Source organism: Sulfurimonas sp. (assembly GCF_026988655.1).
Taxonomy (GTDB): domain Bacteria; phylum Campylobacterota; class Campylobacteria; order Campylobacterales; family Sulfurimonadaceae; genus Sulfurimonas.
Window position 1 is genome coordinate 1 of sequence record NZ_JALSKT010000006.1, and the last position, 24,966, is coordinate 24,966.

General features: G+C 35.8%; 27 protein-coding genes, 3 tRNA genes and 1 pseudogene. 14 read left to right on the forward strand and 17 right to left on the reverse strand.

Annotation, left to right across the window (positions count from 1 at the left end; translation table 11 throughout):
- Positions 1–274: 274 nt before the first annotated feature.
- The 8 genes from MV052_RS00375 to exbD are packed head-to-tail and all read left to right on the forward strand — an operon-like array spanning position 275 to position 6,025.
- Entirely contained in the window at positions 275–1,633 is a 1,359-nt protein-coding gene (locus MV052_RS00375) for a phosphomannomutase/phosphoglucomutase (RefSeq protein ID WP_297439868.1), read from the forward strand.
- Between the two features lie 11 nt (positions 1,634–1,644).
- Positions 1,645–2,259 carry a hypothetical protein gene (locus tag MV052_RS00380; protein WP_297439871.1) on the forward strand — a complete coding sequence of 205 codons (615 nt, stop codon included), beginning with the start codon at positions 1,645–1,647 and terminating at the stop codon, positions 2,257–2,259.
- A 54-nt stretch (positions 2,260–2,313) separates the two neighbouring features.
- Entirely contained in the window at positions 2,314–2,655 is a 342-nt protein-coding gene (locus MV052_RS00385) for a hypothetical protein (RefSeq protein ID WP_297439873.1), read from the forward strand.
- Between the two features lie 47 nt (positions 2,656–2,702).
- Positions 2,703–3,710 carry a dihydroorotase gene (gene pyrC / locus MV052_RS00390; RefSeq protein ID WP_297439875.1) on the forward strand — a complete coding sequence of 336 codons (1,008 nt, stop codon included), beginning with the start codon at positions 2,703–2,705 and terminating at the stop codon, positions 3,708–3,710.
- A complete protein-coding gene (locus MV052_RS00395; RefSeq protein WP_297439877.1) occupies positions 3,700–4,359 on the forward strand; it encodes a response regulator transcription factor in 660 nt (219 codons plus the stop codon). Before pyrC ends, MV052_RS00395 begins: the two co-directional genes overlap by 11 nt.
- Positions 4,349–5,176, forward strand: a complete 828-nt coding sequence (locus MV052_RS00400; protein ID WP_297439879.1) for a HAMP domain-containing sensor histidine kinase — start codon at positions 4,349–4,351, stop codon at positions 5,174–5,176. Before MV052_RS00395 ends, MV052_RS00400 begins: the two co-directional genes overlap by 11 nt.
- 11 nt (positions 5,177–5,187) lie before the next feature.
- Positions 5,188–5,640 carry a TonB-system energizer ExbB gene (gene exbB / locus MV052_RS00405; RefSeq protein WP_297439881.1) on the forward strand — a complete coding sequence of 151 codons (453 nt, stop codon included), beginning with the start codon at positions 5,188–5,190 and terminating at the stop codon, positions 5,638–5,640.
- Positions 5,633–6,025, forward strand: coding sequence for a TonB system transport protein ExbD (gene exbD / locus MV052_RS00410; protein WP_297439883.1), 393 nt, complete (start codon positions 5,633–5,635; stop codon positions 6,023–6,025). Before exbB ends, exbD begins: the two co-directional genes overlap by 8 nt.
- 8 nt (positions 6,026–6,033) lie before the next feature.
- Here exbD and MV052_RS00415 read toward each other — a convergent pair whose 3' ends face one another.
- The 7 genes from MV052_RS00415 to groES form a co-directional block, all read right to left on the reverse strand.
- Positions 6,034–6,279 (reverse strand): hypothetical protein, encoded by a 246-nt coding sequence (locus MV052_RS00415; RefSeq protein ID WP_297439885.1) that lies wholly within the window; start codon positions 6,277–6,279, stop codon positions 6,034–6,036.
- Complete coding sequence (locus MV052_RS00420) at positions 6,280–6,729, reverse strand: hypothetical protein (RefSeq protein WP_297439886.1); 450 nt, start codon at positions 6,727–6,729, stop codon at positions 6,280–6,282. It lies immediately after the preceding gene.
- Positions 6,730–6,777: 48 nt separating this feature from the next.
- A complete protein-coding gene (locus MV052_RS00425; RefSeq protein WP_297439888.1) occupies positions 6,778–7,632 on the reverse strand; it encodes a patatin-like phospholipase family protein in 855 nt (284 codons plus the stop codon).
- 10 nt (positions 7,633–7,642) lie between these two features.
- Complete coding sequence (locus MV052_RS00430) at positions 7,643–8,260, reverse strand: hypothetical protein (RefSeq protein WP_297439890.1); 618 nt, start codon at positions 8,258–8,260, stop codon at positions 7,643–7,645.
- A gap of 497 nt (positions 8,261–8,757) precedes the next feature.
- The gene (locus tag MV052_RS00435) at positions 8,758–9,162 is read right to left on the reverse strand and encodes a hypothetical protein (RefSeq protein WP_297439892.1); all 405 of its coding nucleotides are present in this window, start codon (positions 9,160–9,162) and stop codon (positions 8,758–8,760) included.
- A 61-nt stretch (positions 9,163–9,223) separates the two neighbouring features.
- Complete coding sequence (groL, locus tag MV052_RS00440) at positions 9,224–10,864, reverse strand: chaperonin GroEL (RefSeq protein ID WP_297439894.1); 1,641 nt, start codon at positions 10,862–10,864, stop codon at positions 9,224–9,226.
- Between the two features lie 37 nt (positions 10,865–10,901).
- Complete coding sequence (groES, locus tag MV052_RS00445) at positions 10,902–11,162, reverse strand: co-chaperone GroES (RefSeq protein WP_297439895.1); 261 nt, start codon at positions 11,160–11,162, stop codon at positions 10,902–10,904.
- 211 nt (positions 11,163–11,373) lie between these two features.
- Here groES and MV052_RS00450 point away from each other — a divergent pair.
- The 3 genes from MV052_RS00450 to MV052_RS00460 all read left to right on the forward strand — a co-directional run bounded on the left by MV052_RS00450 (position 11,374) and on the right by MV052_RS00460 (position 11,646).
- Positions 11,374–11,450, forward strand: a tRNA-Met gene (locus MV052_RS00450).
- A 24-nt stretch (positions 11,451–11,474) separates the two neighbouring features.
- Positions 11,475–11,549 (forward strand) — tRNA-Asn (locus MV052_RS00455).
- Positions 11,550–11,571: 22 nt separating this feature from the next.
- Positions 11,572–11,646 (forward strand) — tRNA-Asn (locus tag MV052_RS00460).
- Between the two features lie 50 nt (positions 11,647–11,696).
- Here the strand turns inward: MV052_RS00460 and MV052_RS00465 are convergent.
- The 10 genes from MV052_RS00465 to gyrA all read right to left on the reverse strand — a co-directional run bounded on the left by MV052_RS00465 (position 11,697) and on the right by gyrA (position 22,120).
- Complete coding sequence (locus MV052_RS00465; protein ID WP_297439897.1) at positions 11,697–11,987, reverse strand: hypothetical protein; 291 nt, start codon at positions 11,985–11,987, stop codon at positions 11,697–11,699.
- Between the two features lie 296 nt (positions 11,988–12,283).
- Positions 12,284–13,936, reverse strand: coding sequence for a Na/Pi symporter (locus MV052_RS00470; RefSeq protein WP_297439899.1), 1,653 nt, complete (start codon positions 13,934–13,936; stop codon positions 12,284–12,286).
- A gap of 9 nt (positions 13,937–13,945) precedes the next feature.
- Entirely contained in the window at positions 13,946–14,923 is a 978-nt protein-coding gene (locus tag MV052_RS00475) for a radical SAM protein (protein ID WP_297439901.1), read from the reverse strand.
- Positions 14,877–15,914: a uroporphyrinogen decarboxylase gene (gene hemE, locus MV052_RS00480; protein ID WP_297439902.1), complete on the reverse strand. Its 1,038-nt coding sequence runs from the start codon at positions 15,912–15,914 to the stop codon at positions 14,877–14,879. The genes MV052_RS00475 and hemE overlap by 47 nt, the downstream gene beginning before the upstream one ends.
- A 49-nt stretch (positions 15,915–15,963) precedes the next feature.
- Positions 15,964–16,482 carry a YqhA family protein gene (locus tag MV052_RS00485; protein WP_297439904.1) on the reverse strand — a complete coding sequence of 173 codons (519 nt, stop codon included), beginning with the start codon at positions 16,480–16,482 and terminating at the stop codon, positions 15,964–15,966.
- Positions 16,482–17,513 (reverse strand): aspartate-semialdehyde dehydrogenase, encoded by a 1,032-nt coding sequence (locus tag MV052_RS00490; RefSeq protein ID WP_297439906.1) that lies wholly within the window; start codon positions 17,511–17,513, stop codon positions 16,482–16,484. Before MV052_RS00490 ends, MV052_RS00485 begins: the two co-directional genes overlap by 1 nt.
- Before the next feature lie 15 nt (positions 17,514–17,528).
- Positions 17,529–18,668 carry a sigma-54 dependent transcriptional regulator gene (locus tag MV052_RS00495; protein WP_297439908.1) on the reverse strand — a complete coding sequence of 380 codons (1,140 nt, stop codon included), beginning with the start codon at positions 18,666–18,668 and terminating at the stop codon, positions 17,529–17,531.
- 19 nt (positions 18,669–18,687) lie between these two features.
- Positions 18,688–19,101: a hypothetical protein gene (locus tag MV052_RS00500; RefSeq protein ID WP_297439910.1), complete on the reverse strand. Its 414-nt coding sequence runs from the start codon at positions 19,099–19,101 to the stop codon at positions 18,688–18,690.
- Positions 19,050–19,577 (reverse strand): LPP20 family lipoprotein, encoded by a 528-nt coding sequence (locus MV052_RS00505; protein WP_297439912.1) that lies wholly within the window; start codon positions 19,575–19,577, stop codon positions 19,050–19,052. Before MV052_RS00505 ends, MV052_RS00500 begins: the two co-directional genes overlap by 52 nt.
- A 59-nt stretch (positions 19,578–19,636) precedes the next feature.
- Complete coding sequence (gene gyrA / locus MV052_RS00510) at positions 19,637–22,120, reverse strand: DNA gyrase subunit A (protein WP_297439914.1); 2,484 nt, start codon at positions 22,118–22,120, stop codon at positions 19,637–19,639.
- A gap of 193 nt (positions 22,121–22,313) precedes the next feature.
- Here gyrA and MV052_RS00515 point away from each other — a divergent pair, with 193 nt between their 5' ends.
- From MV052_RS00515 to MV052_RS00525, 3 genes and pseudogenes are all read left to right on the forward strand, one after another.
- A complete protein-coding gene (locus MV052_RS00515) occupies positions 22,314–23,624 on the forward strand; it encodes an ammonium transporter (RefSeq protein WP_297439916.1) in 1,311 nt (436 codons plus the stop codon).
- A gap of 78 nt (positions 23,625–23,702) precedes the next feature.
- Positions 23,703–24,041, forward strand: a complete 339-nt coding sequence (locus MV052_RS00520) for a P-II family nitrogen regulator (protein ID WP_297439918.1) — start codon at positions 23,703–23,705, stop codon at positions 24,039–24,041.
- A 120-nt stretch (positions 24,042–24,161) separates the two neighbouring features.
- Positions 24,162–24,923 (forward strand): annotated as a pseudogene (locus tag MV052_RS00525) (ammonium transporter); the annotation flags it as partial.
- Positions 24,924–24,966: the final 43 nt, after the last annotated feature.

The window sequence follows — 24,966 nt, forward strand, 5'->3', positions numbered from 1 at the left end:
CTTTTTTATCTGAATATTGAATTTTTAGTTCACCCATTTGGTGACTCCTTATCAGCTCTCTTTTATCTCGGCTCTATAGTACTTTTTATTGGTTTAAACTTTCTTTATTGCATAATTTGGGTTAAATCAAGAAGCGTAAAGTTATTCCACACGGAGTATGGGAAGAATCTAACATCAAACTCAAAAAACACTTACAAGGCTTAGTCCTATATAGAAGCATTAGTTAATCTTTTATAATGTAGAATTACGTTAATAATTTAAAAGGTTTTCATAAATGAGCATTTACAGAGAGTACGACATCAGAGGTATCTACGAAAAAGAGTTGAATGAAGAGAGTGTAGTTAAAATTGGCTTTGGGCTTGCTAGTAAGATAGATGGGGAGTATGTATCTGTTGGATATGATGCACGTTCTCACTCTCCTATCCTTTTTGAGTATCTTGTGCGTGGTTTAAACGCAGGTGGGAAAAAAGTGCTTGATATGGGGATGGTTCCTACTCCTGTGAACTACTTTACAAACTATCAAATTTGGGATGGTGTTACTCCTTCTGCTTCTGTGATGATTACAGGTTCACACAACCCTAGTGAATATAATGGCTTTAAAATCACAGTCGATAAAGCGCCGTTTTTTGGTGAAGATATCTACGCTCTTGGGCGTGAATGTGAAACTATGGATATGCCAAACGCAGTGCCAAGAGATGTAACAAAAATCAATGCCGTTGAGAGATACATCGACTTTTTAGTAGAAGAATTTCAGCATATTAAAGGGATGACTGAGAAAATTGTTTATGATTGTGGTAATGGTGTTGCAGGAATTGTGACTGAAGATATATTTAAAAACTTACAGTTAAACACAAAAGGACTCTATGTTGAGCCAGATGGCACGTTTCCAAACCACCATCCAGACCCTTCTGTTGAAGCAAATTTACAAGATTTAAAAGTTTTACTTGAAAAAGAAGGTGACATTGGCTTTGCTTATGATGGTGATGCTGACAGGATAGCAGTCTTAACGCATAAGAACAATATCAAAGGCGATATGATGGCGCTTTTATATAGTATGACTATGGATAAACCAACGGTCATTGGTGAGGTGAAATGCTCACAAGTAATGTATGATGAGTTAGAACGTCGTGGGGCAAAAGCTATCATGTACAAAACAGGACACTCAAATCTTAAAGTAAAGATGAAAGAGGTCAATGCAGATCTTGCTTGTGAAGTAAGTGGTCACATTTTTTTTAAAAATCGCTACTTTGGTTATGATGATGCTATCTATGCAACCTTAAGAATGTTAGAGCTTATCCATGAGGGCATTGATCTTGACGCAGAACTTGCAAAACTTCCTAAAGTCTACTCTACTGAAGAGATCAAAGTAGAGACTACAGAAGAAGAAAAGTTCAAAATCATAGACAAAGTAAAAGAATTACTACAAAATCCACCAGCGGACTTTCCAAAAGTCAAAGATATCATAGATGTTGATGGTGTTCGTATAAACTTTGAAAATGGCTGGGGGCTTGTACGTGCGAGTAACACAACACCGGTACTTGTTACACGTTTTGAATCTACTTCAAAAGAAGATGCAAAACTTTATGAAAACTCAGTGAACTCTTTGATACAAAAAGCAAAAGATTTATTGTAAGGTAGAGCTGGATGAAAGTAGCTTTTTTAGGGATATTTATCTTGATTTTTGTTTTTCTTGGTTGTCAAGAAAATACAAAAGAGAAAGTGCATTTGATGGGTGCGCAGAAGAATTCTTATATCTACAGTCCAGCAAATGAGAACGATAAAAATCGTAAAAATCAAGTCAAAATTTCTAATATAAATGCGAAAACAAAAATCGAAATCGCTAAAATCGAAGCTGAAAACAAAGCACTGATTGCGAAGCTTGAAGCAGCTACTTCACAAGAAGTAGCAAAAACGGACTCCAAAACAAAAATCCAAACAGCTGTGATAGATTCTAGTGTGAAAAAAGACGGGATTAAGAGCACGACTTACATTGCTATAGCTATCATCATCCTGCTGATTATTGCACTTTTTATTTTCTACTTTAATAGTAAAAAAAACCGTGAACTTAAAGCCAAACTCAATAAAGAAAAGATTGATAAAGATATCCTGATCCATGAAAGAGAATTGACAGAAAAACGTTTTCACAAGATACTTGACCTTGTGGGTGAGGGGAAACTCTCTGAAGAAGTAGAACAAGATGTGATAAAGTCACTCACAAATCCTAAAGGTTCAGATACAAAAATCATAGAGCATAAATAGAAGTTATGTTTAATATTTATTTGGATAATATTCTAAAAAATATTAAGGATGATAATGCTTTTTTACACTACTCTATTTCTCGCTTTTCTCTACTTTAAAATTGCCCGTGTTTACAAGAAAGAAGAAGCCCAAAACAAAACGATGCTTATTCAAAATATCATAGTGGCTTTTGCTGTTGTGGTATTGTTTGCTTATGGTTTTACACATGAAGTTTGGTATGAAGTACTTCTTGTCTCTTACCTTTACTTTATCCTTGCCGCTCTTGTGGTCGCAGCAGTACAACTAGGGATATTTATAGATGGTAAACCCTTTATAAAGATAAGCCACCTCTACAAATCATTGGCACTTCTAGGGATGTTAATCTCATTTGCAGATGTATATTTATGGGGTATTTAATGCCAACTTTGCTATAATAATCTTACTGAATAAATGAAGGAATTTTTATGAAAACTCATACACTTTTAATGCCGCTAGATATGCATTTGCATCTTCGTGATGGTGTTATGCTTGAAAATGTTGCACCACTTACTGCGTTTACTTTTAGTGGGGCACTCATTATGCCCAACCTTGTACCACCAGTAGATACGCTTGAAGCGGTACAATCTTATAAACAAAGAATTATGGCTGCAGTGCCAAACGACTACTTTGAATCTTATATGACACTTTTTTACAAAAATTATGACAAAGCATTTTTAGAAAATGTTGTTGATGAGATTACAGCTATCAAGTTGTATCCTGCAGGGATTACAACGAACTCTGAAGGTGGTGTTTCTTCATTTGATATAGAAGAGATGCGAGTAACCTTAGAAGCTATGAGTGAATTAGGCATTCCACTTTGTGTTCATGGTGAAACTGATGGTTTTGTGATGGATAGAGAAGCGGAGTTTATGAGTATTTATGAATTACTAGCGAAAAACTTTCCTAAGCTTAAGCTAGTCATGGAACACATTACAACAAAAGCGGCTGTGGATATGCTTGACAAATACGACAATCTTTATGCGACTATCACAGTACACCACTTACTTTTAACGCTTGATGACGTGGTGGGCGGTATGATGATGCCACATCATTTTTGTAAGCCAATCGCTAAACGTCCAGAAGATTTAGATGCACTTCTGGGTGTAGCACTTGAAGCACATCCTAAAGTTATGTTTGGCTCAGACTCAGCTCCACATCCTCAACATAAGAAAGAGTCTTGTGGTTGTGCTGCTGGTGTTTTTACAGCGCCAATAGCTCTACAGCTTTTAACAGAGATTTTTGAACAGTTTGATAAGCTTGATAATTTACAATCTTTTGTCAGCGACAATGCTCAAAATATTTATGGAATTTGCCCTGAATTTAAAGAAGTAACACTTGAAAAAAGACCATTTGTCGTTCCTGAGAATTATGCAGGGGTTGTTCCTATGTATGCGGGCGAAGTTATAGGATGGGCTATAGAGAGTGTTGATTAGGATATTACTTCTCGAAGATGATTTGCTCTTTGGAGAGACGTTAGTAGACCTGCTAGAAGAGGAGGGACATGAAGTCTCTCTTTATCTCAACGGTCAAGATGCACTAGATGCTACCTATGAGCAAAAATTTGATCTTTATCTTTTAGATATTAATGTTCCATTGATTGATGGACTCTCACTTTTATCAGAACTGCGAAAAGCAGATGATGATACTCCTGCAATATTTTTAACATCACACAAAGACAAAGAGATATTAGAACGTGGCTTTTTAAATGGTGCAGATGATTATCTGAGTAAACCATTTGATAACAATGAACTCTTACTGCGTTTAAACGCAGTCATGCGTAGAGCTAAAAAAAGTGAACCAGAGTGTGTTGGGGCATTGTGTCATGATAAACTGCATAAAGGTGTTTTATACAATGGTGAGCGCTTAGAACTCTCAAACAAAGAGTATGCACTGCTTGTTTTACTGATGAATCACGTCAATGAACCTGTGCCAAAAGAGCTTATTTATGATGAGCTGTGGTCAAGTGCAGAGAGTGGGGGAAGTGATGGGGCGATACGGGTGTATATCAACCGTTTGAAGCAGCTTATACCGAGCATGAGCATACAAAATATACGAGGCATAGGATACAAACTTGTTTCGTAATCTGCGTATAAATATCTTTATATTTTATTTTTTAACGGTGAGTCTGTTTTTAGGTTCAGCTTATTATCTTGTTGATGTTCTTAAAATTCAAAATCTTTTTTTTCTTGTACTTATAGCTGTCTGTTTTGTGACTCTTGCAGGGATTTTTATCTCAAAACTTGCTGTTGATCCTCTTGTTGATTATGTTGAAAACTTACAAAACCTCTCAAAAGAAACACTCCATGAACTCAACCTTCCCATCAGCACTATCACAACCAATACACAGCTTTTAGCCAAAAAAATAGATGATGAAAAAAGTTCTAAGCGTTTGAAGAGAATTCAAGGGGCATGTGAAATGCTCAAAGAGCGTTATAATGAGCTTGATTATCATATTAAAATGCAAACAAGAGAAGCGGTTAAAGAGAAAATAATCCTCAGTGAACTTATAGAAGAAAGAGTCGATTTCCTTTCAAAAATTTATCCACAGATAAAGTTCGTTCTTGACTTAGAAGCCATAGAAATTATTAATGATAAAATAGGGCTTGGTAAGGTGATTGACAATATTGTTGATAATGGGGTAAAATACTCAGACAAATCAGATACGATAGAAATTCAACTCAAAAAGAATACTTTAGCTATAAAAGATTTTGGTATCGGGATGGATGAGATGGAACTACTTCATATTTTCGATACTTATTACCAAACGAACAAAGATATGCAAGGTTTTGGGATAGGGCTGAGTATGGTAAAACGATTTTGTGATACGAATGATATCCAACTTGCTTTTGAATCTACACCAAGAGTTGGAACAACAGTAAGACTAAACTTTAAAATATAACAGGAAAATAGATGCAAACAAACGACTTTATGGCATATGCAGAACAAGCGCTTGATTATGGTGTGATGGGAACTTTGATACTGATGAGTGTCGTAACTTTATGGCTTTTTATCGAGCGTATGATGTTTTATAAAACTATTCGTGTAGAAGAGTATAAACATAGAGATAATCTAGAGCTTGACTTGACTGACAATATCAATGTAATCAGCGCCATAGGAACAAATGCACCCTATGTTGGGCTACTTGGAACAGTTGTTGGAATCATGATAACATTTTATACACTTGGTGACATTGGCGCAGTTGATACAAAGAAGATCATGATAGGTCTTGCTCTTGCACTTAAAGCGACTGCTATGGGTCTTGTCGTTGCTATGCCTGCCATCGTTGCGTATACTATTGCTCTGCGTAAAGTAGAGAGAATTTTAACAAAATTTGATGTCATGCAAGAAGAGAAAAATGTCTAAGTGTAAAAAGAACTTTAAAAAGTTTGACCAGATTAATGTCATTCCTTTTATTGATATCATGCTTGTTTTACTTGTTATGGTTTTGACTACGGCGACTTTTATTAAGCAGGGAATTATCCCTGTTGATTTGCCAGAAGCTAAAGCTAGTGCGAAAGAAGATGTAAAAAAAGAGGTCACAGTGTATGTCAATGCAAAAGGTGAACTCTTTTTTGAGAAAGCCAAAGTTGATTTGGCAGGTTTGGAGAAAAAGCTCTCTGATATATCGAAAAAACAAACTGTTGTTCTCAGAAGTGATAAGGCGTCAAAGTTTCAAGACTTTGTAAGTGTGATGGATATCTTAAAAAGACTAGGACACGAACAGCTTTATATCGTTACGAAGGATTAAAAAGCTCTTTAGTATGCTTTATCTAAGAGTCTAAATTTTCTTGCTTCTTTGTGTTTTTGCTCTTCTTGCTTGCGCTGCGTTTGAGCTTGCATCGTTGCGTTTAACTCAGTGGAGAATTTTTTAGTTTCTACTTCTTTGACTTCATTGAAAAGAGTTGAGGCGAAAAAAAACAAAATCATGATAACGACAACACTAGCATAGAGTAAAATATAGTTTCTTATATGTCCTGTTTCAAAAGGATTTTCTATCTTCATTTACAGGATTACCTCTTGTAGCTTTAGTTTTTCATTTTCATTGCTGAGTTTTTCTATAGTTTGTACTGTGTCACTATCTATCAGGCTCCCTGTACTTTTTTGTAGAAGAGCAATAAGCGTAGAGTATGAACTCAAATCAACATTTTTTCCTTTGAGTGCTGCGTGCGAGATAAAAGCAATGATGTCAGTCTCTTTGATACTTTTAATACTCTTGAGTATATTTTGAGCCATCAAGTCCGTTGTCCTTTCATTGTTTAGGAGTGTTTTTTCTACTTTTTTATTTGCTATTTTACGTTCAATCCCACGACTATAAAGGGTCTTGCTGACTTTATCTGAAATTTTGCTTGTATTTTTTTGTGTGCTTGTTTTTTGAATTGTAGCTATAGGGAGGATAGCTCCAAATGCGATATTACTAATGAAAACTGTGATGATAAATATTTTATTATTCATGTATTTTTCCTTTGTGATGTACAAGTGTAATCATTATAAGACAATAAATTATAAATCATCTCTTTTTTTGCACAAATTATAGCCATATTCAATTAATTCTTCTGATTTGTGAAAATCAAAAGTACCACAAAGATTTCTTGGTATATCAATTTCGATGTCAGAAGGATACGCTGCAAGTTTCATACGTGCTAGTGCACCTTGAAGTGTCTCAAAAGATTTGTTTGCTACTGCATACATACCATCTTCTTTTGTTAGTGTTTTAGGTAGGGTAATGCTGTTAAGATACTCTTGTGCTTTTTTACGCAGAGAAGTGTCCATATCTTTTCGTTTTTTGATTTGTATATTTGCACTAGCTTCTCCATCAAGATTGACTGAAATAGTTAAATCTGTGTCATCTTTAAAAGTTGGGGCTATAGGAACAGGATTGAGAACGCCACCATCAACGAGCTTTTTGCCTGAGGGGCTGATGTATGGAGTGAAGAACAGAGGTAATGAGATGGAAGCTCTTACTGCGTTTAGAAGTGAACCACTGTTTATCCAGACTTCTTTTTCGGCATCAATGTCAGTGGCAACGGCAGTAAAGTTGATCCTTAAATCTTCAATATTATAATCACCTACAAGTTCTTTGAGTTTACTAATAAGCTTTTTGCCTGAGATGAGTCCACCTGAACCGTTAAAATCAAGAAGTGTAAGCATTTCGAGAGTATTGACTTCTTTGAGCCAATTTTCATAAATATCAAGTTTACCAGCAGCATAAAAACCACCAACAAGCGCACCAATGGAACAGCCAGAGATAGATTCTATCTCATAGTCATTTTCTTCCAGGTATCTGATAATTCCTATGTGAGCCAAACCACGAGCTCCACCACTTCCAAGCACTAAAGAAACTGTTTTTTTCTGCATAATAACTCCTTTATTTTATAGAAAAACGGTATGTTATACCTGTACCGACATTATAGGAACGTAAAGAATGATTTTTGCGATACAAACCCATTTGTTCAATGGAAGTTGTATAGCCTAACTGCCCAAATAGTGCATAATTATCACTTAAGCTGTAGTTTACGCCAAGCGATGGTTTGAATATAATACCTCCAATATTTGTTCCAAATTGGAGTTGTACAAAGTTTTGAAACCTGTTTGAACTGCTATACTGCGTTTGTAAACCAAGTCCGGCCGATAATTCTCCATAACCGGGGTATCCCATGAAATCATTGTATGCAATACTTCCTTGTATTGGAATATACCAGTTTTTTGCTAAGAGTTTGTCAATCTGAAATGAAATCATATGAATATTATGATGAGATTTATCATCAACTTTTGCTAAAAATTCAGTTTGGTTAAAAAAGTTAAATCGAATGCCTGAATAGTAAGATCTTTCACTCCAATCTTTTGCCTGTGTAGTTCTAGCATTATGAGAAAAATGATAGTTCACAGCAGCCCCAACTGTATAGTTTTTTGAAGTTCCCATAGGTGCAATGAGATAGCCACTTGATAGTGTTACTCCAAGGTCTTTGTTTAATGCATACTCCAAGGAGACTTTAGGATAAATAAGCAGTCCTGAACCTGTGTCAATATCATTTGGGGAATATCCTCCTGAACCTACCCCAAGTTGTGTGTAAAGATTTACTCGAGACGCAAGGATAGATTTATGCCCAACTCCATGTAAAAGATGGTTGTATAATGGTAGCCCTCTATAGCCTACTTCAACCTCTAAAAATAGGTAACTACTCTCGTTAATAAAATGAGAAAACTGTAGTGCTGTAGTTTGGATAGTCTCTTTGTTTGCCCCTGTCGGATGTATTTGAAAGATATTATTGAACTCTATTGTAAAGATATTTTCATTTGAATTTGGAGCGTTGTATTGTGATTTTACAGGCTTGTTAGCATACGAGTAGGAAGTTGTGAGATACGATACCGGTGCTTGTAGAAAAAAATTGAGTTGAGAGTTGTCTATTTGTGAATTGTTGAATGTAAAGTTTGTGTAATTTATGCCGAATGAAAGAGCATCATTGACTTGATAGCCAAGACCTAGATAACTCTTAACGAATCCACCTGCCCAGAGAGCTCCTTACTCGCTTCTATGCTTGCACCACCGCCACCACCGCCAAGTGATAGACCTCCATTGATAAATATATCACCGATGATTTTTCGCTGTAAATGGAGAGTGGCATCTAAAGTCATAAAACCACCATAGTCCCCTTTTACAAGTGGTGCATGCATACCAAAACCAAAATATAACCATTCATTGATTTGCTGTAGATAGTGTGTACCTAGTAAATCAATGGATTTATTGTCTGCAAGAGAGATTATTTCATAGTCTAATACTATCAATCCCTTTGTACTGCTTTCTTGTTCTAGTGTGGAATCTTTTTGTATTGCTAGTAGCGTATTTGAGCTTAAAAGGATGAAGAGAAAAATTGCATTTATTTTCATAGAGTGAGAACCTTGTGAAGATTCTACTCTATGTATGCTTTGACGTTTCTTATTCGCTTTCTTACATCATACCTGGCATTCCCATTTGTGGAGGCATTCCTGCTCCTGCGTCTACAGCAGGTTCTGCTTCTGGGATGTTGTAGATTGCTGCTTCTGTTGTAAGAAGTAAGCTTGATACAGAAGTTGCATTTGTGAGTGCTACACGTTCAACTTTGAATGGGTCAATTATCCCTGCTTCAAACATATCTACATACTCACCAGTTGCAGCATTGAAACCGATGTTTTCATTTTTAGCATTTTCAATTGCATTGACAACAACACCTGTATCAAAACCAGCATTTTGTGCTATTTGTTTCACTGGAGCTTTCACTGCACGTAAAATAATCTCCGCACCGATTTTTTGATCACCTTCAAGGTCGTCAATAGTTACTTTTGCAGCAGCACGGACAAGAGCAGCACCGCCACCGATAACGATACCTTCTTCAACAGCGGCTTTTGTTGCACTCAGTGCATCATCAACTCTGTCTTTTTTCTCTTTCATTTCAGTCTCAGTTGCAGCACCAACTTTAATGACAGCTACACCACCACTAAGTTTTGCAAGACGTTCTTGAAGTTTTTCTTTGTCGTATTCGCTAGTAGTAGCTTCTATTTGCGTTTTGATTTCAGATATACGTGCTTTTACAGCTTCTTCATTACCGGCACCATTTACGATAACAGTGTTATCTTTGTCGATAACTACACGTGCAGCTTGACCAAGCATAGAAATTTCTGCACCTTCAAGAGTGTGTCCTGTCTCTTCTGAGATAACTGTACCAGCAGTTAAAGTAGCAATATCTTGAAGCATTGCTTTTCTTCTGTCGCCAAAACCTGGAGCTTTTACCGCAGAGATATTTAATACACCACGGAGTTTATTTACCACTAAAGTAGAAAGTGCTTCACCCTCTACATCTTCAGCAATAATAAGCAATGGACGATTTGTTTTTTGCACTTGTTCTAAAACTGGTAGTAAATCTTTTAAAGAGTTGATTTTACTATCAACGAGTAAAATCCAAGGATTTTCAATCTCAGCTGTCATCTTCTCAGTATTTGTTATGAAGTAAGGACTTAAATAACCACGGTCAAATTGCATACCTTCAACAACATCTAATTCATCAACGATACCTTTAGCCTCTTCAACAGTGATGACACCATCTTGACCAACTTTTTCCATAGCTTCTGCTATCATATTTCCAATCTTTGCATCAGCATTTGCTGAGATTGTAGCAACTTGTGCAATTTCACTTTTGTCTTTGATAGATTTAGAAGCTTCTTTGAGGTTTGCAAGAATAGCATCACAAGCTTTGTCCATACCACGTTTTACTTCAACAGGGTTCGCACCGGCTGTAATATTTCTCAAACCTTCACTAAAGATAGCATTTGCAAGTACTGTCGCTGTTGTAGTACCATCACCAGCCTCATCAGCAGTGTTAGAAGCTACTTCTTTTACGAGTTGTGCTCCCATATCTTCTAGTGGATCATTCAGTTCAACTTCACGAGCCACTGAAACACCATCTTTTGTAATAACTGGAGCACCATAACTTTTTTGAATCAATACATTACGACCACGAGGCCCCATAGTTACTTTTACTGCATCTGTTAGTTTTTGAACACCACGTGCAAGTGAATTACGAGCGCTATCTGAAAAAATTATTTCTTTTGACATTTTTTATACTCCTTGATTATAATTAAAATTTTGTTATTTAAGCAATGATTCCGAAGATATCATCTATGTCTAATACCATATAAAGAGTGCCATCAAATGATACTTCATTTCCAGAATATTTTCCAAAAAGAACTGTATCACCATTCTTAACTTCTGTTACTTCTGAACTTACTGCTACAACTTCTCCACGAGAAGGCTTTTCTTTTGCATTATCTGGGATAATGATACCCGAACTAGTAGTATTTGCCTCTTCAACACGTTTGACCAATACTCTTTTTCCTAAAGGTGTAAAATTCATTATATCTCCTTAAATAATATTAATTTATTTGTTGAATATTACAAAAAAAAAGTAAAAATGTCAATAGCCTTAGTCTATATGACTAAACTTTATTGAATTTTTAGAGTAAGGTTTTTATTTTTCTACTAGGAAGAAATAAAATTATAAATAAAATCTATATTTTAGTAAACTTAAAGTTTTAAATATGTATAATTCCACCCTCTTAAAAGATGTCAGGGTAGCTCAGCTGGTTAGAGCACTGGTCTCATAAGCCGGGGGTCGGGGGTTCAAGTCCCCCCTCTGACACCATTTATTAAGAGTGTTTATAAATATTCCGGATTAGCTCAGCGGTAGAGTAGGTGACTGTTAATCACTTGGTCACTGGTTCGAATCCAGTATCCGGAGCCACTTTTTAAACATACTTTTACATTCCGGATTAGCTCAGCGGTAGAGTAGGTGACTGTTAATCACTTGGTCACTGGTTCGAATCCAGTATCCGGAGCCACATTATATATAACCCCTAAAATACAACTTTCAAACTACTTTCTAAATTTCTTAGGCACCACCACCAACTTCAGCATCTAGATCAAGATAGTGCTTGTCATTACGTGGTATTGTATCACTTTTATCACGGGCTATTTCAAGTGCTTTTATTACTTCGTCGAGTTTTTCATAAGGAAGATGGACTTTCCAGTCATGGTCATCGTCACCTTCCATTGAAATCGCTATACTTACTACTGGACTGCTAAAGTCACCGTATGGTTGTTCTATATGTGCAATACTTATCTCTCCATATCTTGAGTTTGGTAATGATATTGTTGCTATTGGTAATGCTGATTTTGGCATTGTTCTCTCCTAGGTATATAGCTCATACGGCAATTATTAACTAAAATAAATTTTCGGATGGCATTGAATAAAATCATATCTCAGGAGACTGAAACTATTTTCTAAATAAAGATATAGTTGATCTACAACAGCAAAATAAAGTAGAAATTAGATATGTTTATATATAAGATTTTATAATATTATATTCACCTGTAGTATGTGTACGTTAGATGAAGAAGCTAGGAGTAAGAAATTATTTTAAAGATACCTACTAGGGGGAGTAAAGCTAAGAAAAAGTATAATTATTTTTCTAAAAGCTAGTTTGAATGTTTTGTTCTACGTGCTTTTAATATTTTATAGAGTACTTTTGAAAATGTTTTTATAGCATGTATATCATTGATAGCAATTGTAAGAATATCAGATTTTATAGTATGGTTGTTGGTTATATCTTTAATGATATATGCACTTTGTTTATTGGCTTCACTTATCTTTTTATATATTTCATCCATATCTTTAAGTGCATCTTCATCTCCAGCATAAGCACGATGAAATGCTCGAACACTTTTGAGTATTTGGTATCGCATATTTTTGTAAAATTTTTGTTCTTCTAGTGATGTTGCATTGTAAAAGACATCTAAATCGTATAGCATATCTTTTATTGTTTTTGCGGCTATAGCTAAGGAGTTCACTTCATCCGTTTTTATTTTTAAGAGTGTATTATAGGCTTCATAATTGTTTTTTACAGTAAGTTCAGAAATGTAATGATATATTTCACCTTCAAGTAAACGAATCTTTTTATAGAGTTTGTTGTATGAAAGATCAAAATTTGTATCAAATTTTTCAAGTAATTTATCTACAGCACTGTTTTCTTCTAAAACTTTTGGTGGTGGAACATTGATGGCAAGGAGGGCAAACTCTTCTACCTTGCCTGCAAGATGTGGGATCTCCTTTTCAAGCGCTTCCATAGCTATCTCTGGTATATCTGTTGAAACATTTTCGATGAAATGAGTGTAATGTTCTTCCTCTTTTTTAAAAAACCTTTGTGTAAACGCAGTAAGCAGTCCAATGAAAGGGTACCAAAGTAAAACACCAAAAAGATTAAAAATAGAATGAAGCATTGCTATTTGTATAACACTATTGATGTTGCTAAAGAGACTCTCTACAAGATAAATAAGTTGCTGTATAAATATAAGAGCAAGCACGCCGGTAGAGAGATTAAATATAAGGTGAGCAAAGGCAACTCTTTTTTTATCTGGGGTTCCACCGATAGAACCTAACAATGCTGTAACAGTCGTTCCAATGTTTGCACCAATAACAAAAGCAGCTGCCGCTTCAAAACTGATAACATTCACGTATAAAGCACTTTGTGCTATTGCTATTGAAGCTGAGCTTGATTGTATGACAGCGGTTAATGCCAGACCTACAACTGCATACCAGTAAGGGTTAGAAAATGAATATGCCGCAATATCAAAAGTTTGGGAGATGGCACTAAAACTATCCTTCATCCCCTCCAAACCAAGGAATATCAATCCAAATCCTACCATAGTACCAAAGTAGTTTTTCCATTTTGTAGTGTCTGAACTAAGTACTTGTCCTAGTCCACCGATGCCAATGACCGCGTAGGAAATTAACTTGATGTTCATACTAAAGCCTACAATGGCAACTATCCATGCTGTTATAGTCGTTCCAAGATTGCTACCCAAGATAATAGCGATGCTACTCTCAAGGCTCATAAGTTGTGCTCCAACAAGTGAGAGTGCCATGAGAGTGACAACAGAAGAACTCTGAAAGAGTGCAGTAGAGAAAATCCCCGTTAGGAGACTTTTAAAGTGTGTTTTTGTTATATTTTTAACGAGTTGTTTAAAAGCTCTACCCGCAGAGGCTTTGATCTGTTCTTCGAGATAAAGCATCCCAAAAAGAAAGAGTCCTAAACCTGAAAATGCTTCTATCCATATCTCATAATGTTGCATGATAGAGTCTTAGTGGGTCTTTTTTTTACGTTTGAAATTCTTAGTAGGAATGTAAAATTCGAGCTTGCCTACTTTTTTGATAGAAACTTCTTCTGTTTGAAGAAGTTCTTCCAAGCTGTGTTTACTTGCATCATCAAAAAGAAGATTGATATCATCCATAGTAAGCGGGCGCTTATCTAGTGTGTTGAGTATCTCTTCTTTTGTATGGTAAACATTATTTGGTTCAGCATGAGTTCTTGAAGCAATATGTATAGGTAACTTTTTGTCAAATTGTTGAGCAATCGTATGAAGTTCTTTGTAACTTATCCCCATAACTGGATATGCAGGTGGCCTGTCAATGGTATTTAAGTCAATTCTAGCTGCGTTTACTTGTGGTAAAACAGCATTGAGCTTCATTATCTCCTCTTTTGTATCATTGAGTTCATGAACAAATAGAATTTCTATAAATAATTTCCCTTTGTATACTTTGCTAAATTCGATGACATTTGCAACTATATCTTCAATATGAATATCGTGAAAAGGTCGGTCAATTTTTTTAAACACATCAGGAGACACTGCGTCAAGAGAAAGTTTTACTTCATCAAGTTTGAGTAAAGAATGAAAAACTTTCTCATCACTTAAAGTGGCACTATTTGTAAGTATGAGGGTGTTTGTTTGACCTTTTATTTTATTGATGGCATCTATAAGCTCATCAAGATAAGGATAAAGTGTTGGTTCTCCATTAGCTGTGAGTGTAATTACATCTATTTTATCATGAAGATGTTTTTTGAGTTCATTGATGACTTCTTCAACTGTTATAACTTCTGTTTGTTTATTTACGGTTGCAGTTGGAGCTAGTTCACAATAAAGACAGTCGAAATTACATTGTTTGGTAGATGGAGAGAGGTCGATACCTAGACTCATGCCAAAACGGCGTGAGTTTATAGGTCCAAATATTATATTATTTTTTGCTGACACGATGGCATTCGTTGATAAAATGTTTTGCATGTTCAACTGGCACATCAGGAAGGATTCCATGACCAAGGTTAAAAATGTGGCGTTTTCCTTGCATAACACTTTGGATATCTTCTACAGCCTCAGTTGTAGCTTCTTTGGAGTAAAGACGACACGGTTCCATATTTCCTTGAAGTACATACTTGTCTCCAAGTTTTTCACGAGCTAACTCCATTGGAGTTGACCAGTCAACACCAAAAACATCAAAGTTACCATATACTTTGTCTAAAAATGCTGGTACCCCTTTTGGAAACATGATAATAGGTGTTTGTGGATATTTTTCTTTTAGATACTCAGCAATTTCAACCATATACTTCCAAGAAAATTCATCATATTTATTTGGTTCAATCGCTGCTGCCCAAGAGTCAAAGATCTGCACAACATCAATACCAGACTGAATTTGTTTTTCCATATAAAGTTTTACAACTTCAGTTACCTTTGCAAGTATTTTATGCAAGAGTTCAGGGTTCGAGTACATCATCTTTTTACAAATGTTGTATGTTTTCGTTCCTTGTCCTTCTATCATATATGTTGCAAGTGTCCAAGGTGAACCTGTAAAACCTATAAGGGCTTTATCCTCAGCAAGTTTTGTTTTAATGAGTTTGATAGTGTCATAAACATATGTTAGTTTGCTTGCAGCTTCTTCCCCTCCGATAAGTTTATCAATATCGCTTTCATTTGTAATAGGGTCAGAAAATTTAGGGCCTTCTCCTTTGACAAAAGATAAATCCATACCCATTTCATCTGGAATAACAAGGATGTCACTAAAAAGTATCGCAGCATCAACACCAACAATGTCAATAGGCTGTAGTGTTACTTCACATGCCATTTCAGGATTGTGGCAAAGGTTTAAAAAATTTCCAGCTTGTGCCCGAACTGCCATATACTCAGGAAGATAACGCCCAGCTTGTCTCATCATCCATACAGGTGTGTATGGTGTCTCTTTTCCAAAACATGCATCTACAAATATTTTAGGAGTTGGCATTGCGTGCCTCCATGCATTGAATTTCAATTCTTATACTCATTTTTTTTCCTTAGTGATTGTGTCCAACTTTACTTAAAAAATACAAACCAACAGCAACGGCAGTAATAGATAAAGCTAAATATAATAGTTCTAGTGGTGTTTGGTAACTTGCAAGACCCACCTTTTTAAAGAATCCTACAACCAAAACCATTACGATTACTTTGGATATTTTGTCTTTAAGTTGATCAAGAGAATGGATAGATAAAATCTTATTTTCCCTTGTTGCGTCTTCTCTTGCTGCATCAATATCTGAAATAAATAACTCATATAAACCAAAAGAAAACAACAGCATAACAACACCGATAAGATACAAGTCTACAGCACCTATGATACCACCGACAACGAGTTCATGAAAGTGTTCAGGATGATGATGGTTAATGTAGGTGTCGATGACAAGTTTTGCTGTGTCATAAACGTCAAAACTAGCAACAATAAATAGGACTACAGCCCCAACAAGACCAAATATAACAGCCATCAAGACCATAAAACGTGAACCCCAAAGTCCACCTTCAAATATTCTTTCAATCATTATGCTAACTCCTCCATCTCTATCCATTTTTGAGCAATTCTTACTGCGTTTGTTGCTGCACCTACACGTAGATTATCTGCAACAACAAACATATGTAGCATATTGTTAGCATAAACATCTTCACGAATTCTTCCAACGAAAGTCTCATTTTTATCAACACAATCTTTTGGCATTGGATAGAGTTCTTGTTCTGGATCATCTACAAGTACAATATTTGGCGCTTTTTCAAGGATTGCTTTTGCTTCATTTGCTGAAACTTCACTGTCAAATGTAAGAGTCAATGCCTCAGAATGTCCACGAAGAACAGGAACACGTACACAAGTTGCACTTAGTGCTATCTCTTTATGCATAATCTTTGTTGTTTCGTTTACCATTTTCATCTCTTCTTTTGTGTAGCCATTTTCTGTGAACTTATCAATTTGAGGGATAACGTTGAGCGCAATTTGTTGATTAAAAGCTTTGATCTCTGCTTCATCAAGTTTAAAAGCAAAAAATGCTTGCATTTGATTGACAAGCTCTTGCATTGCAGTTTTTCCTGCACCACTAGTAGCTTGGTATGTACTTACATCAACGCGTACTAAATCATATACATTGTCAAGGGGTTTGAGTGTTTGTACCATTTGAATGGTTGAACAGTTCGGGTTTGCAATGATTCCTGTATTTTTCCATAAGGCAATATCTTCAGGATTAACTTCAGGAACCACAAGAGGAACATTTGGCTCCATTCTAAAGTGTGATGTATTGTCAATCACTACAGCACCTGCACGTACTGCATGGGGTGCAAATTCTGCACTAACACTTCCACCGGCACTAAAGAGCGCAATTTCTACAGCTTCTTTTTCGAAAACATCATGTGTTAGTTCTATGATGTCAAAATTTTCATCGTTGAAACTTACTTGTTTGCCAATACTTCTTGCGCTAGCAAGTGGGATTAGCCTATTGAGTGGAAAGTCGATTTCCTCTAAAACTCTGAGTATCTCTTCTCCAACGGCACCATTTGCACCAACAACTGCAACATTATATTTTTTCATAATCATCTCCTATATTTATTTTCGTACATCTAAAAAGAGTTCATCTTTTTGAATTTCTTGCGTTTCACTGAGTATTACAGAACGTTCAACTACAGAAATGAGTTCCCGAATATTTCCGGGCCAGTTGTATTGTAAAAGTTCACTTTTAGCTTGCGGTGAAAATATTTTTAAATCAAAACCGTATTTTACACAATTTTGCTCAACCATAGCTTCAGCAATTTGTAAAATTTCATCTTTTCGCTCTCTCAAAGGAGGAATATTTAAAGGAATTGTATTTAAACGATAAAATAAATCCTCTCTAAATTCACTGTTTTTAATCTTTTCATTGAGGTTTGCATTTGTAGCTGAAATGACTCGTATGTCTATTTTGATAGCTTTTGGTGAGCCTAAGCGACGTACTTCTTTTTCTTGCAGCGCACGAAGTAGTTTTGCTTGAACGGAGTAGGGCATTTCACCTATTTCATCTAGAAAAAGGGTGCCTCCATTTGCTAGTTCAAACTGTCCAGTTTTTGCTTGGCTAGCATCAGTAAAAGCTCCTTTTTCAAACCCAAAAAGTTCACTCTCTATAAGATTTTCAGGTATAGCGGCCATATTGATAGCGACAAAAGGCTTTTTTGCTCTTGGAGAATTTTTATGAATATAAGAAGCAAAAACTTCTTTACCAACACCGCTTTCTCCCAAAAGTAAAATACTTGCATCCGTTTTTGCCGCTTTGTCAGCAATATGTAAAACTTTTTTGAGTGCTTCAGAAGAACCGAGAAAATCATTTGTTTTCTTTTTTGTTTTTGGTGCTGTTTTTTTGACTTTTTGTACGACTTCTTCACGCTTGATTGCAGCGATGAGCGTGTCGATATCAAATGGTTTGAGCAAAAAATCTTTTACACCAAGATGAATAGAATCTATAGCACGACTAAGCGTTGCGTTTCCAGTCATAATGATGACTTCATAGCGACCATTTAGTTCTTTAACAAACTCTATACCATCCATACCGGGCATATTTATGTCAGTAATAACCAAGTCGTAGCTTGTATCAAGTCCTTTGAGCGCATCTTTTGCATTTTTAAAAGTTTTCACTTCAAACTCTTTATAATCGCTCATAGCAATTTCAAGAGATTTTCTCATATTTATATCATCTTCAACTATTGCTATTTTCACTCAAAGTCCTGTTTTATGGCTATTTTAGTGGTGAAATTTTAGCAAAATTATCATTAAAATCGACTTTGAAACATGTTGTTTTTAATGTAAGAATAATCGTTGATTTACTTTGGCTATTGAGAACCTTTTGTGAATGTTGAATATTTAGACCAAGTTGATGTATGTAGTCTATAAATTTTTCTTTATTTTTGGAAATAATTTTCTTGAGTGATGCATTTGTATCTGCTTCAAGCATAATACTATCGTAAGGGTTACCCAGACACTTCTTCATACTTTTTGCGATAGTGAGTTGTTCATTGTATAGTGTTGCATCTTTGATTACATAGCGGTAAGAGATAAGGTATTCACTTGCTGCGTTTAGAGCAAGTGAATGAAAGAGAATTAGTGAGAAAATTGCGAGTGTGAAAGAGTTATTTCCATTTCTACTTCGCATAAACCATCTTTAAACGTTGTTTCTACTATATTTGCATTTTTAACCATTGCTTGTACGGATGTTCTGACTGTTGAGCGTTTGACCATCATATTTTTGACAAGGTCTTGCCCATCAACATTTACACCTTTTACTTTTTCAGCTATGAGTCTGTAAGCATCAGCAGTAGCCGCACGTTTAGCTAAAGCATAAGCCTGTGCTGGAGAAGTTGTGTTCATCGGAGCAACACCTTGACCAACTACAGAGATTAAGACAGGCTTGTCTGCTTTGAGAATTGGCGCTTTAGAGGCAGCTGGCTTCGTGAGTGGTTCTTTTTTTATCTCTTGATATATAACGTTTACTGTTGTCTCATTAGGAGTATCTACAGTTTCAGTTTTTACAGGAGGTATTTTTGCTACCTCTTTTTTATGTGCTGCATTTGGACCCATAGCACATGCAGACATGCTAAGTAAAGAGAGTAAAAGTAGAGAGAATTTCATTTAATTTCCTTAAAGATGGAGTAAACAAACTCCACTTGTTTTAGTCTTAATAGCAACTATTATTCCAATTCTAAAGTTGGAGCTTCGTTACTTTCATCATTATCTTCATCTTCATCCTTTTTTGGACAACGTGAGATACTTGCGACTTCATCGCCTTTTACAATATAGACACCAGATGTATTACGACTTGATTTTGAAATAGTTTGCATATCTACACGAATCATCTTCCCAGCTTTAGTTAAGGCCATCATATCCATATGTTCATCAACCATTAAACAACCCACAATGAACTTGCCAGTTTTAGTCGTCATTTTCATCGCGATTACACCTGAACCACCACGGTTTGTAAGTCTATATTCACCTGCTTCAGTACGTTTTCCTATACCTTTTTCAGCCACGATAAGGATTTCTTGTTCATCAGTTGCAATGATGTTAGCATCAACAACTTCATCACCTTCATGTTTAAACTTGATACCTCTTACGCCACGAGTGCTACGACCTTGCTCTCTTGTTTTTTCTATCTCAAATTTAATACATTGTGCAAGTTTTGTAACTATGAATAGATACTTGACACTTTGATCTGCAATTTTAGCAGTAATGAGTTCATCATTATCATCAAGAACTATTGCTCTTACACCGTTACTTCTTATATTGCTAAATTCACTTAGGTTTGTACGTTTTACGACACCATTTTTAGTAAAGAAAACAAGCCCTTTATCATCACTAAAGTCAGTCGTTGGGATGATAGATTGAATTTGCTCATCAGCCATAAGGTTTACAAGATTTACAACTGCCTTACCTTTTGCAGTACGACTACCCTCTGGAATACGGTAAACTTTAAGCCAGTGAAGCTGTCCACGGTCAGTTACAAACAGTAATGTATCGTGTGTGTTACAAGTAAAGAAATTTTCTATAAAATCATCTTCATATGTAGTAACGGCAGTTTTTCCTTTTCCACCACGTTTTTGTTTTTCATAGTTTACTAAAGGAACACGTTTGATGTATCCTCTATGTGTTATAGTTACAACCATCGGCTCATTAGGAATGAGATCTTCAATATCGATGTCATCATAGTCATCTTCTATCTCAGTTCTTCTTGGTGTAGTATAAGTAGTAAGCACTTCATCAAACTCTTCACTGATAATGCCATGGAGAACTTCTTCACTTCTTAAAATTGATTCAAGGTACTCAATGAGTTTCATAAGCTCTGCAAGTTCATTTTCTATTTTTTCAATTTCTAAACCAGTTAAACGACCAAGTCTCATAGCCACGATACTTTGCGCTTGAATTTCACTAAAGTCAAATTCTGTAACAAGATTTGTACGAGCATCTTCTTCATTTGTAGAAGCACGAATAACACGAATAACTTCATCAATGATATCTATGGCTTTTTTCAAACCTTCTAAGATATGTGCGCGCGCTTTTGCTTTTTCAAGATCAAAAATAGTACGACGAATAATGATAGTTTTACGGTGATTGATAAAGTGTTTTAGAATTTCGATGATACCAAATATACGTGGTTCTTGATTTAATATAGAAAGCATGATAATACCAAAAGTATTTTGCATTGCTGTTTGTTTAAAAAGATTATTAAGTACGATTTCACTCATTGCGTCACGTTTAAGCTCGATGACAACTCGCATACCATCACGGTCTGATTCATCTCGAATAAGTGAAACGCCATCTATCATTTTATCTTTGACTAGGTTGGCAATATTTTCAATAAGACGCGCTTTGTTTACTTGATATGGAAGCTCATCAATAACAATGATCTCTTTTTTAGCACTTTGTTCTATATGTGTTTTAGCACGAACTTTGATACGTCCACGTCCTGTTTCATAAGCATCCATAATCCCTTTTTTACCAAAAATAATACCACCCGTTGGAAAATCAGGAGCTTTGATATGTTCCATAATTTCTGGAAGTGTAATGTTTGGGTTTGCAAGAAGTGCTTTGAGTCCATTCATAATCTCGGTAGGGTTATGTGGTGGAATATTTGTTGCCATACCAACAGCGATACCTGATGAACCATTAATCAAAAGATTTGGTACACGTGTCGGCATAACATCTGGTTCTTTTGTCGTAGCATCGTAGTTGTCTATCATATTAACAGTGTTTTTTTCAAGATCTTTTAGTAGCTCTCCTGCATACTTTGTCATACGTGCTTCTGTATAACGCATAGCAGCTGCAGAGTCACCATCTACTGAACCGAAGTTTCCTTGACCATCAACGAGTTCCATTCTCATTGAAAAGTCTTGAGCCATACGAACGAGTGCATCATATACAGCAGTATCACCATGTGGATGATACTGACCGATAACATCACCAACGATACGTGCTGATTTTTTATACTTTGCACCAAAAGAGAGATTGAGTTTATCCATTGCATAGAGAATTCTTCTATGGACTGGCTTTAAACCATCTCTTACATCAGGAAGCGCACGCCCGACTATAACACTCATAGAGTAGTCAAGATAGCTGTTTTGAAGAGTCTCTTCTATATTTATACTTTGTACATCGTCGTTATTTAGCAAGTTGCTCATTGAAACACCTAAAAATAATTTTACTTATAATAGCTAATTATCCCTTAATAAAATGTTTAAGTTAAGTTTACTTTGTTAGAAAATTTAGAATAATAGCAATATTTTCAGATTGATTAAAATTTAATCAGTTTAATTACTTTATCAATAAGCATTTGTTCTATACTTAGCTAATCAAAACAAAAAAAGGATTGACATGAAGAAATGGTTATTAGCACTTTTGTTTGCTTTACCTACATTTGCATTTGCTGAAGATACACCGACATTAGATACTGGGGATACTGCGTGGATGATGATGTCTACTGCATTAGTATTGCTTATGACACCCGCAGGTCTTGCTCTATTTTATGCAGGTATGACAAGAAGTAAAAATGTACTTAATACTTATGCTATGGTATTTGGAGCATTTGTTGTTGCATTTGTAGTATGGATTATTGCAGGTTATTCTATTGCGTTTGGAACTGCAGAGTCTGCAGCAGTACAACAAGTAATGGGTGGTTTTGGCAATGTATTTTTAGATGGCATTAAATGGACAGATTTAAGTGGAACATATCCAACGTATGTATTCGTTGCATTCCAAGGTACTTTTGCTGCTATTACAGTAGCTATTGCATCTGGTTCTGTCATCGAACGTATTAAGTTTTCAACTTGGTTAGTGTTTGTTGCTATGTGGGGACTTGTAGTATATGCTCCTGTTGCTCATATGGTATGGGGTGGAGACGGTGCATTATTATTTGATGCTGGTGCTTTAGATTTTGCTGGTGGTACTGTTGTACATATGAATGGTGGTTTGGCTGGTCTTGTTCTTGCTATTTTAGTTGGTAAACGTGCTGGATATCCTAAATCTGCTATGAAACCCGCAACTGTTCTTTTAACTGCTCTTGGTGCAGCTATTCTTTGGTTCGGTTGGTATGGATTTAATGCAGGTTCTGCATTTGGAGCAAACGCAATCGCTGGTTTAGCACTACTGACTACGACTATAGCAACTGCTGCAGCGGCTATCACTTGGATGCTTGCTGAGTGGGTTGTTTACAAAAAACCTACATTACTTGGAATAGCTACAGGTGCTGTATCAGGTCTTGTAGCTATTACTCCAGCTGCTGGTTTTGTGAACGTGGGCGGAGCTTTTGTTATCGGTATCGTTGGAACTTTATTTGCGTTCTGGGGTGTTACAGTGTTGAAGAAAAAACTTGGTTATGATGATTCTCTTGATGCATTCGGTGTTCACTTCTTAGCAGGTTTATTTGGTGCATTAGCAACAGGTCTTTTGGCTGTACAAGACAGCGACTTACTATGGGATGGACCACTAAAAGAATCAGGTGATAGAATGGGACAATTCTTAGTTCAAGTAGAATCAGTTGTAGTTGTTGGTCTATTTACACTTGTAGGAACTGTTATTGTATACTACATTGCAACTGCGTTGACTGGTGGAAGCCGTGTTGATGAAGATAGTGAAGCAATGGGGCTTGATGAATCAGTTCATGGTGAGAAATATATAAATAACTAATCTCTTTATGAGATTGGTTGTTGATTTTGTACCTTAAACAAGTTACAATTAAAAAATGAAATTTTTTGGAGAAATAAAATGAAAAAAATAGAAGCAATAATCAAACCTTTTAAACTTGAAGACGTGAAAGATGCCTTAGCTGAAATCGGTATTGAAGGTATGACTGTAAGTGAAGTAAAAGGTTACGGTCGTCAAAAAGGGCATAGTGAACTGTACCGTGGCGCTGAGTATGTAGTTGATTTTTTACCAAAAATCAAAATGGAAATGGTTGTAGCAGAAGATATGGTTGATCAAGTTATTGAGGCTGTTGTAGAAGCTGCACGTACTGGTAAGATTGGTGATGGTAAGATCTTTGTAAGTGAAATTGAAAAGATTATTAGAATCCGTACTGGTGAAACAGATATAGAAGCTATATAAGTTACATAACTACACATATGCATATGCTTTAAGCATATGCCCTTCTTTATAAAAATCATTTAACTTTTCCATAATTCCTTTTTGCTAGACTTCACTCTTAATTAATTTTAAGGATTATCTATGTCAGAAAATGATTTTAAATACATCATAGACACTTTTTTTACACTTTTTTCTATGGTTCTTATTATATTTATGGTTCCCGGTTTTGCTATGCTTGAAGCCGGTCTTGTTCGAACTAAAAATGTTTCTTCTGTCTTAACTGTAAATACAATGATTTATGCTATAGCATCGATGGCGTTTTTGCTTGTTGGTTACTCTCTTGCTTTTGGTTCTTGGGAGAATTCTTCTATGAGTATATGGGCAGCTTTTTTGTTTCAGATGGCATTTGTGGGTAAAACTGTAAATATCATGAGTGGTGGTGTTAGTGAACGTGTAAAAATTATTCCTTTACTGATTTTTACTGTTGTTATGGCTGCTGGAATTTATCCTCTTGTTGTAAATATTAGTTGGGGTGCAGACTTTTTAGCAGGAACTATTTTAGATATAGATATGTATGATTTAGCAGGTTCAACCGTTATCCATTCAACTGGTGGCTGGGCACTTTTGGCTGCTATTTTAGTTATTGGTCCACGTAAGGGGCGTTATTACAAAGGTAAAATTAGAGTTATTCCTGCTTCAAATATTCCTTTAGTTGTTCTTGGCGCATTACTACTTTGGATAGGTTGGTTTGGTTTTAATGGTGGAAGTGTTGGGTCTATATCTTCTATTGAAGATGCAAACGCAGTGGCAAAAACTATTATGAATACAAACACAGCTGGACTTGCAGGTGCTATTATAGCCGCTGTAATTATGTATCTTAGATATAAGTTACTTGATATTACGTAACCATTCAGCACCCAACCCCAACAGGAGTGTAAGCTTTTCC